The organism is Cupriavidus sp. HMR-1 (assembly GCF_000319775.1).
Lineage (GTDB): Bacteria > Pseudomonadota > Gammaproteobacteria > Burkholderiales > Burkholderiaceae > Cupriavidus > Cupriavidus metallidurans.
The window spans coordinates 62,602-71,720 of sequence record NZ_ANKP01000045.1; the positions used below are offsets into that span (position 1 = coordinate 62,602).

The following is a 9,119-nucleotide window of genomic DNA, read 5'->3' on the forward strand; positions in this document are numbered from 1 at the left end:
TACAACTAGAGCCAAGTGTAGACAGGATTCTGGTGAGGGTCTATCAGGAAAATACGGAGATGGGCCGGATTTTCGGCCTCGAAGCGGCTAGGCGACGGGCTGCGTACTCAGTCGTCAGATGACTTCGGCGCTGCTTCACGCACTGGTTTTTCCCGGGCCGGCCCCTCTTGCACGGAAGGAAGAGGGGCCCCGGATGCGCATCGGATCAAGTGCTACCTATGTTCTTGAACCCCTGTGGCCGATGCGCAGGCCGCCATCAGGCGCCCGACTTCTGCGCGTAGGCCCAGCCCATCTCGGCCATCGGTCGGGCGCGCTTGCCGGCGTCCGTGGCCTGTGCCGACGATGCGGTGCCATCGACCACGCGCTTCATGATGCCCTGCAGGATGCCGGCGATGCGGAACATGCTGAAGGCCAGATAGAAATTCCAGTCGCCCGTGATCTGGCGGCCCGTGCGCTGCTCGTACAGGCGGCGATAGGTGGCCTCGTCAGGGATGCCAAGCGCCTGGTAGTCGAGTCCGGCGATGCCGCGGAACTGGCCCGGCTGGATATGCCAGCTCATGCAGTGGTAGCCGAAGTCGGCCATCGGATGGCCCAGCGTGGACAGTTCCCAGTCCAGCACCGCCAGCACCTTGGGCTCGGTCGGGTGGAACATCAGGTTGTCCAGGCGGTAGTCGCCGTGGACGATGCTGGTCAGGTCCACATCCTCCTGCGGAATATGGTCCGGCAGCCAGGCCATCAACTGGTCCATGGCCGGGATCGACTCGGTTTCCGACAGCTTGTACTGCTTGCTCCAGCGTTCGATCTGACGCTGGAAGTAGTTGCCCGGTTTGCCGTAGTCGGCCAGCCCGATCGCCTTGTAGTCCACCGTGTGCAGCGCGGCGATGACGCGGTTCATTTCGTCATAGATCGCACCACGTTCGGACTTGGTCATGTCCGGCAGGGACTGGTCCCACAGCACGCGGCCACCGACGAACTCCATGATGTAGAACGCGCGGCCGATCACCTCTTCGTCCTCGCACAGCGCGAACATCCGGGCCACGGGCACGTCGGTGCCGGCCAGCGCCGCCATCACGCGATACTCGCGCTCGATGGCGTGCGCGGAAGGCAGCAGTTTCGACTTCGGTCCCGGTTTGGCACGCATGACGTAGGTCTGGCCCGGCGTGATCAGCTTGAAAGTCGGGTTTGACTGGCCGCCCTTGAACTGCTCCACGGTCAGCGGGCCCGCGAAGCCGTCCACATGCTCCCGCATCCAGGATTCAAGGGCGCCGACGTCGAAACGCTGCTGGTCGGCCACGGGGCGGGTGCCTTCAAAGTGCGATACGTTGGTGCTCATGCTGTCTCCGGGTGTCCTTATGTGTTGTGTCTTCTCGGGGGCTTAGCGGTAGTTTGGCTTGCGCTTCTCGAGGAACGCGCTGATGCCTTCTCCACCGTCCTTGTGATGCAGTGCGGCCACGAAGCTGTCGCGTTCGGCGGCCAGGTGCTCGGTCAGGGTCGCGGTGCCCGCGTGGTTGATCAGCGCCTTGATGCCGCTGACCGCGTTGGGCGATTCCTTGGCCAGGTTTTCGGCGATGCGCAGCGCTTCAGTCAGGGCCTGCCCCGGCGCCGCCACGCGATTGACGATGCCGAAGTGCGCCAGGCGCGCCGGATCCACCGGCTTGCCTTCCATCATGATCTCGCTGGCAAGCTGGCGCGGCAGCATACGCGCGATCTCGTACGAGCCGCCACCGTCAGGCGTCAGACCGACCTTGACGTAGGCCATCACGAACTTGGCATCGCTGGCGGCCACGACGAAATCGCACGCCAGCACCAGCGAGAATCCCGCGCCGGCGGCCGGGCCCTCGACCGCCGCGATGATCGGCTTGGGGAAGGCGTGGAACGACTCGATCCACTGGTTGAGGACTTCGATGCTGTCTGCCTGTACCGACGGTGGTTGCGAACGGTTGCCGAGCAGTCGGTTCAGATTGCCGCCGGCACAGAACACGCCATCGGCACCCGTCAGGATCACGGCACGGATCGAATCGTCGCGGGCGGCGACTTCGAGCGCTTCCGCCGAAGCGGCGTAGATGTCCGGATGCAGCGCGTTACGCGCTTCGGGGTTGGAGATGGTCAGTACGAGCGTCGAGTCGACGCGTTCGGAAAGTAGTTGGGCGGTCACGGCAGCCTCTTGATCTGGCGGAAATGAAAAAGGCGCCCCGTGTCTCGTCGGGGCGCCTGCGTGGGGTCAGGCTTCTTCGGTCAGCAACGACAGGCCAAGTCCGGCGCGGCGCCACAGCCACGGGCTCGGACGGTAGCGCATGTCGCCGGTCAGGCGGTTCAGGTTGCGCAGGACTTCAAGGATCAGGTCGGCGCCGATCGTGTCGCCGAGTGCCAGCGGGCCCTTCGGATAGCCCAGGCCCAGGTGCACGGCCAGGTCGATGTCGGTCGGGGTGGCGATGCGTTGCTGCGCGATGTCGCTGGCGATGTTGACGATGCAGCTGATCACGCGCTGTGCAACGAATCCGGCCGAATCGCGAATCACCGTCACCGGCACGCCGTCGCTGGCGAACAGGCCGTGCGCGGCGTCGCGTGCGGCGGCGCTGGTGGCCGGCGTGGTCATCAGCGTGCGGCGCTTGGTGGCCTCGAACGGCATCAGGGTGTCGATGGCAACCACGCGCGTGGCGTCAAGGCCTTCCTCGAGTGCGGCGGTGGTTGCGTCCAGACCCAGCGGCGTCACCACGATCAGCGCGTCAGCCGGCGGCTGGTTGCCAGCCTCGACCGTGACACCCAGGGCGGTCAGCAGCTTGACGGTCATCGCATGGCCACGCTCGTTGGCGCGGCTCACCCACACGCTGGCAGGGCGCGCAGCCGGCACCGGCGCGGCGGCCGGTACCTGCTTCTGGCCGTTGGGGTAGGCGTAGAAGCCCGCGCCGGTCTTGCGGCCGAGCAGGCCACCGACCGAACGCAGCGACGTGATCGGCGACGGACGGTAACGGGGCTCCTGGTAGAACTGGTTGTAGATCGACTCCATCACCGGGTGCGATACGTCAAGACCGGTCAGGTCCATCAGCTCGAACGGGCCCATGCGGAAGCCAGCCTGCTCGCGCATGATGTTGTCGATGTCGACGAACTCGGCCACGCCTTCCTGTGCAACCTTGAGCCCTTCGATGTTCATGCCGCGGCCAGCGTGATTGACGATGAAGCCGGGCATGTCCTTGCAGCGCACCGGCGTATGGCCCATGCGGCGCGACAGTTCCATCAGGCGGTCGCCCACGGCCGGGTCGCCCGAGATGCCATCCACGACTTCCACCACCTTCATCAGCGGCACCGGATTGAAGAAGTGATAGCCGACCACGCGACCGGGCTTCTTCGCGCCCACGGCGATGGCCGTGATCGACAGCGACGAAGTGTTCGACGCGATCACGGCATCATCGCGCACGACGGCTTCAAGCTTGGCCACCAGGTCACGCTTGACATCGAGCCTCTCGACGATGGCTTCCAGCACCATGTCGCACGCGGCCAGGTCTTCCAGCGCGGCGCAGGCCTTCACGCGGGCCAGCGCGGCCTCGCCGTCGGCGGCGCTCATCTTGCCTTTCTCGGCCAGCTTGGTGAAGGTATCCTGCAGATACTGGCGTGCTGCCGCCACGGCCTGGGCATTCGTGTCGAACAGGTTGACGGTCAGGCCAGCCTGCGCGGCGATCTGGGCGATGCCGCGGCCCATGGCGCCAGTGCCGACGATGCCGAGCGTTTGGATGGTGGAATTGCTCATCGTTCGTCCAAAAAAGTTGTGGTTAAATTAGCACGATCGTACGTTTTTTGCACTTGCCGCGACAGACGGGGCGCGCACGCCGCGTGCGCTGATCGGACAGAAACGGCAGTGCGGGGAACGATGAGGCGACTTCGGGTCGACTCCGACGATCTCACACTACTACGGAGAGAGACAACATGCTGAAGCTCTGCGGCTTTGCGGCCAGCAATTACTACAACAAGGTCAAGCTGGCGATGCTGGAGAAGAACCAGCCATTCGAGGAAGTGCTGGCCTGGCTGGGGCAGACCGACCTGCAGGCCTCGCCGCTCGGCAAGGTTCCCTACATCATCACCGATGCGGGCCCGCTGTGCGAGTCCGAGGTGATCGACGAGTATATCGAGGCGGCCTATCCGGGGTCGCCGCTGTTGCCGAAAGACCCTTATCAGGCCGCCAAGGTACGCGAGGTCATCACGTTTCTGGAGTTGTACCTGGAACTGACAGCGCGCGAACTTTACCCGGAAGCGTTCTTTGGCGGCAAGGTCAGCGACAGTATCAAGGAGCGCCAGCGCAAGCTGCTCGACCGGTACATCCCCGGCTTCGCGAAACTGGCGAAGTTCTCGCCCTACATCGCGGGCGATACTTTCACGCTGGCCGATTGCGCCGCCATCTGCCACCTGCCGCTGATCTCGTCTTGCACGAAGATCATCTACGGCGAAGACCTGCTGGCCGGCCTGCCGGCCAAGGACTACCTGAAGGCGATGGCCGAACGTCCGTCCGTGCAGAAGGTCAACGCGGATCGCAAGGTAAATCTGGAGCAGATGGTCGCCAGGAACAAGTAAGAAGGGTAATCACCCCACTTCCACGTTGTGGGAGTGGGGCGGGCAAGCCTCCAATTCGGATCAGAGCTTTGCCAGGCGATCCAGCGCCAGCTTCAGCGTCTCTTCCTTCTTCGCGAAACAGAAGCGCACGACACCCGATTCACGCGGCGTGGAGTAGAACGCCGAGACCGGAATCGCGGCAACGCCGATTTCGCGCGTGAGCCACATCGAGAAATCGGCCTCGCTCATATCGGAGATCGCCGAGTAGTCGACGCACTGGAAGTAGGTGCCGTCCGATGGCAGAAGCTTGAAGCGCGTGCCGGCCAGACCGGCACGGAAGTAGTCACGCTTGGCCTGGTAGAACCCGGAGAGGTTCAGATACGGAGCCGGATCGGCCATGTAATCCGTCAGCCCATACTGCACCGGCGTGTTCACCGTGAACACGTTGAACTGGTGGACCTTGCGGAATTCGTTCGACAGCGCGGCCGGGGCGGCCACGAAGCCGACCTTCCAGCCCGTCACGTGATAGGTCTTGCCGAAACTCGACACGACAAAGCTGCGTCGCGCCAGTTCGGGATGGCGTGCCACCGACTCATGCCGCTGGCCATCGTAGACCATGTGTTCGTAGACCTCGTCGGATAGCAGCAGGATGTCGGTGCCGGCCAGCAGGTCGGCCAGTTGCTGCATGTCCTCTTCGCGCCAGATCGTGCCCGTCGGGTTGTGCGGGGTGTTGATCATGATCATGCGCGTGCGCGGCGTGATCGCGGCGGCCAGCTTGTCGAACGGGATGCGGAACAGCGGCGCTTCCAGCGTCACGGGCACGGCCGTCGCGCCGGCCAGTTCGATCGCAGGCAGATAGCTGTCGTAGCACGGTTCCAGCACGATCACTTCGTCGCCCGGATGCACGGCGCAGAGGATGGCGGTCAGCAGGCCCTGCGTGGCGCCCGCGGTCACCGTGATCTCGGTATTCCAGTCGTAGGCGTGTTCGTACAGTTTCGCGATCTTGGCGGCGATGGCCTGGCGCAGTTGTGGCACACCAGCCATCGGCGGGTACTGGTTGTGACCGGTGCGCATTGCGTGCGTTACGGCATCGACGATGCGCGGATCGCAGTCGAAATCCGGGAAGCCCTGGCCGAGATTGACGGCGTTCTTTTCGGCCGCCAGCGCCGACATCACGGTAAAGATCGTGGTGCCCACATTGGGCAGGCGCGACAGGGGCGGATTCAGCGGGGCGAGATTGGATTCAGCCATGACGGAGCTTGAAAGAGTAGAAGCGGGGCAATCAGCCAGAGCGACATTCTAGCCGCGATCACCGGGCGGCACCCATGCCGCCAGCCAGGTGCCGAATGCCAGCGGCGGCAGCACTTCCACCCCGCTGGAGCGGCGCAGGCGGCTGCGGAGCTTGAGCACTGCCTTGTCCTTGGACACCAGCAGCGCCGCGCGCGAGAAATGGGCGAGTTCGATGAACTTCTGGTCGTCAGTGTCCTTGCACTTCGGCAGGCGGATCGCGTCAGCGTCTTCCTGGGTGGGCGCCGGTTCTAGTGTGGTGACGCGGTCGACCTCCGCCAGCGCGGCGTCGATATCGACGGCAAAGCGGGTGAACTGGGGATAGGCCAGCACCCGGCGCAACTCCTCCCGGCAGTCGGCCCGGATCACCGGGGCGATGGCGCCGGCTGCCAGCGCGGCCCGGATCGGCTCCACATGCGGGTCGCGGAAGACCAGCAGGTCTACCCAGATATTGGAGTCAAGGACTACCCGGGGTGCGGAAGTGACGGAGAGGGCGCCGGCATCGGGGCCGGTGCTGGAGTTGGCATCGTGGCCGGTGTGGGTGGTGTGCATTCGCTACAATCTGGTCTTTGTTTCTGCCCGCGATTTTGCCATGCTCATCGTCCTGTCTCCCGCCAAGTCCCTGGACTACGAGACACCCCCACGCGTCAAGACCCATACGCTACCGCGTTTCATCGACCGCTCGGCCACGCTGATCGAGCGCCTGCGCAAGCTGGCCCCGCAGGATGTGGCGTCGCTGATGGATATTTCCGACAAGCTCGCGGTGCTCAATGTCACGCGTTACGCCGACTGGTCGCCCGAGTTCACGACGGCCAACAGCAAGCAGGCCGTGCTGGCCTTCAATGGCGATGTCTACGACGGTCTCGATGCGAAGACGCTGTCGACCGACGACCTTGCCTTCGCGCAGAAGCACATCCGCATCCTGTCCGGCCTCTACGGCGTGCTCCGGCCGATGGACTGGATGCAGCCGTATCGCCTGGAAATGGGCACGCGGCTCGACAACGCCGCCGGCAAGGACCTCTACGCGTTCTGGGGCGACGACGTCACGGCGTTGATCAACAAGGATATGGCCGAGCTCAAGCACGAGGGCTCGCAGACGCTGGTGAACCTGGCGTCCGAAGAATATTTCAAGGTAGTGCGCCCGAAGGTGCTGGCCGCGCGCGTGATCACGCCCGTGTTCGAGGACTGGAAGGGTGGCCGCTACAAGATCATCTCGTTCCACGCCAAGCGCGCGCGTGGCACGATGGCCCGCTACGCGGTCACCCATCGCGTGACGGATCCCGCGCAACTGAAGCGCTTCAACGAAGACGGCTACGCCTTCGACAAGGCCGCGTCCGACGATGCCCGCTGGGTATTCCGCCGCCGTCTGGAAGACTGAGAACCAAGGAGCTACTTCATGACCTCAGCGCTGCATATCTCCACGCTGTTCGATTCGGGTGCGATCGAAGTCGAAGCCCTCGATCGTGCCGACGACATCCGCCTGCGTATCCGCGCCGATTCGCACGCCGACTTTCGCCAATGGTTCCACTTCCGGCTGCAGGGCGCGGCCGGGCAGGCCTGCAGGCTCCAGTTCCTTAACGCGGGCGAATGCACCTATCCGGACGGCTGGCGCGACTACAGCGTCGTGGCCTCCTATGACCGGGCCCACTGGTTCCGCGTGCCGACGCGCTACGACGGCACCACCATGACCGTCGACTTCAAGCCCGAACACGACAGCGTCTGGTTTGCGTATTTCGAACCGTATCCCGAGGAGCGGCACCTTTCGCTGCTGGCCTCCTGCCAGCGTTCGCCGCTGGCGAAGCTGTCGCACCTTGGCAGCACCGTCGATGGGCGCGACCTGACCTGCGTGACGCTGGGTCAGCCAGGGCCGGGCAAGAAGACGGTCTGGATGATCGCGCGTCAGCATCCGGGCGAAAGCATGGCCGAATGGTTCTGCGAAGGCGTGCTGCAGCGCTTGACGGGCACCGGCATGTGGGCGGGCGATCCGGTGGCGCGCAAGCTGCTCGATCGCGCCGTGTTCCATATCGTGCCGAACATGAATCCGGATGGTTCGGCGCGCGGCAACCTGCGCACGAATGCCGCGGGCGCCAACCTCAATCGCGAATGGATGCAGCCGAGCCTCGAGACGAGCCCCGAGGTGTATCACGTGCGCCGGGCGATCGAAGCCACTGGTGTCGATCTGTTCTTCGACATTCATGGTGACGAGGCGCTGCCGTACAACTTCGTAGCCGGCAGCGAGATGCTTCCTGGCTTTACCGCAGCCCAGCGCGACCAGCAGTCGCGCTTCATCGAGGCGTTCAAGCGGGCCACGCCGGACTTCCAGGACGTGCACGGCTACGCTGCAAGCAAGTACAACGCGGACGCACTGAAGCTTGCCTCGAAGTACATCGGCCATACCTTCGGCTGCCTGGCCCTGACGCTGGAGATGCCGTTCAAGGACAACGCCGACCTGCCAGACCCGGTGCTGGGCTGGAACGGTGCGAAGAGCGGCCTGCTTGGTACGTCGATGCTGCAGGCGGTTCTGGAGTATCTGGGCTGACGGACGTGATCAGGGTTTGAAGCGCCAAGCGCTCCCTTTCCCGCAAGCGGGAGAGGGAGGCGGGCCTGCGTCTCAGTCGCAGTCGGCGCAGGGCCTTACTGCTTCTTCTTGGTTGTCGTCTTGGAAGATGTGCTCTTGGAAGACGATGTCGATTTGGACGTCGAGCTTGCCTTGCTGGACTTCGACGACGTCGATGCCTTGGCGGTGCTCTTGCCTTTTTTCTTCTTCGAGTGCGACGTGGCCACGGCGGGTGCCGCGGCTGGCTCGCTGATCGTCTCGCCGCTGCTGCTGAGCAGTTCGTACGCCAGCATCATGCCGTTGTCGTAGCCGCAGCGGACCTTGACCGGTTGCCATTGCGGTTCCCCCGAGCGGCGGTGTGCGCTGGCAGCGAACGTCACGACGGAGCTGACGACTACGGACTGCTTGCCCGACGAGAACCGGCTTTCCCAGCGCTCCTCGGTGGCCTGATCCTGGGCAAGTGCGCCCGTGGGGATCTTCAGCGCGTCATAAGTCGCCGACCGCGGCACCACCCAGCTGGCGTGCGCGGCGCAATCGGCCACGTCGGCCGATGCATTCTCCGTCTTCATCAACTGATCGCGCATTTGCGCGCGATATTCGGCCAAGCTCACGCGGCCCCTGTCGGGTAGCGTGACCGTCGTCGTGGGCGGGCTCTTGCCGTTGGTGGTCGGGGTCTTGGCGGCCGTCGCCGAGGCGGGGCCGGGGGCTACGGGGGTGGCGGTGCTGGCAGCGG

At 64.5% G+C, this 9,119-nt stretch carries 9 protein-coding genes; 3 read left to right on the top strand and 6 right to left on the bottom strand.

Features of this window, described 5'->3' with window-relative positions:
- Nucleotides 1-256 precede the first annotated feature (256 nt).
- From D769_RS06855 to D769_RS06865, 3 genes are all read right to left on the bottom strand, one after another.
- Nucleotides 257-1,333: a phosphotransferase gene (locus D769_RS06855; RefSeq protein WP_008643430.1), complete on the bottom strand. Its 1,077-nt coding sequence runs from the start codon at nt 1,331-1,333 to the stop codon at nt 257-259.
- A gap of 42 nt (nt 1,334-1,375) precedes the next feature.
- Nucleotides 1,376-2,155 carry an enoyl-CoA hydratase gene (locus tag D769_RS06860; protein WP_008643432.1) on the bottom strand — a complete coding sequence of 260 codons (780 nt, stop codon included), beginning with the start codon at nt 2,153-2,155 and terminating at the stop codon, nt 1,376-1,378.
- A gap of 66 nt (nt 2,156-2,221) precedes the next feature.
- On the bottom strand, nt 2,222-3,745 hold the full coding sequence (locus D769_RS06865; RefSeq protein ID WP_008643434.1) for a 3-hydroxyacyl-CoA dehydrogenase: 1,524 nt from the start codon (nt 3,743-3,745) through the stop codon (nt 2,222-2,224).
- 176 nt (nt 3,746-3,921) lie between these two features.
- Here D769_RS06865 and D769_RS06870 point away from each other — a divergent pair, with 176 nt between their 5' ends.
- Nucleotides 3,922-4,563: a glutathione S-transferase gene (locus D769_RS06870; RefSeq protein ID WP_008643435.1), complete on the top strand. Its 642-nt coding sequence runs from the start codon at nt 3,922-3,924 to the stop codon at nt 4,561-4,563.
- A gap of 60 nt (nt 4,564-4,623) precedes the next feature.
- Here D769_RS06870 and D769_RS06875 read toward each other — a convergent pair whose 3' ends face one another.
- The gene (locus tag D769_RS06875; RefSeq protein ID WP_008643437.1) at nt 4,624-5,793 is read right to left on the bottom strand and encodes a pyridoxal phosphate-dependent aminotransferase; all 1,170 of its coding nucleotides are present in this window, start codon (nt 5,791-5,793) and stop codon (nt 4,624-4,626) included.
- A gap of 48 nt (nt 5,794-5,841) precedes the next feature.
- Nucleotides 5,842-6,381 carry a putative toxin-antitoxin system toxin component, PIN family gene (locus tag D769_RS06880; RefSeq protein ID WP_008643439.1) on the bottom strand — a complete coding sequence of 180 codons (540 nt, stop codon included), beginning with the start codon at nt 6,379-6,381 and terminating at the stop codon, nt 5,842-5,844.
- 40 nt (nt 6,382-6,421) lie between these two features.
- Between D769_RS06880 and yaaA the strand changes: the two genes are divergently transcribed.
- On the top strand, nt 6,422-7,207 hold the full coding sequence (gene yaaA / locus D769_RS06885) for a peroxide stress protein YaaA (protein ID WP_008643440.1): 786 nt from the start codon (nt 6,422-6,424) through the stop codon (nt 7,205-7,207).
- A gap of 18 nt (nt 7,208-7,225) precedes the next feature.
- Entirely contained in the window at nt 7,226-8,368 is a 1,143-nt protein-coding gene (locus D769_RS06890; protein ID WP_008643442.1) for a M14-type cytosolic carboxypeptidase, read from the top strand.
- Nucleotides 8,369-8,463: 95 nt separating this feature from the next.
- Here the strand turns inward: D769_RS06890 and D769_RS06895 are convergent.
- The coding region (locus tag D769_RS06895; protein ID WP_008643443.1) for a hypothetical protein at nt 8,464-9,119 on the bottom strand (656 nt) is incomplete at its 5' end.

Coding starts and splice junctions, on each gene's coding strand:
- D769_RS06855 (WP_008643430.1), bottom strand. CDS start 1,333: ATGAGCACCAACGTATCGCACTTTGAAGGCACCCGCCCCGTGGCCGAC.
- D769_RS06865 (WP_008643434.1), bottom strand. CDS start 3,745: ATGAGCAATTCCACCATCCAAACGCTCGGCATCGTCGGCACTGGCGCC.
- D769_RS06870 (WP_008643435.1), top strand. CDS start 3,922: ATGCTGAAGCTCTGCGGCTTTGCGGCCAGCAATTACTACAACAAGGTC.
- D769_RS06875 (WP_008643437.1), bottom strand. CDS start 5,793: ATGGCTGAATCCAATCTCGCCCCGCTGAATCCGCCCCTGTCGCGCCTG.
- D769_RS06880 (WP_008643439.1), bottom strand. CDS start 6,381: ATGCACACCACCCACACCGGCCACGATGCCAACTCCAGCACCGGCCCC.
- yaaA (WP_008643440.1), top strand. CDS start 6,422: ATGCTCATCGTCCTGTCTCCCGCCAAGTCCCTGGACTACGAGACACCC.
- D769_RS06890 (WP_008643442.1), top strand. CDS start 7,226: ATGACCTCAGCGCTGCATATCTCCACGCTGTTCGATTCGGGTGCGATC.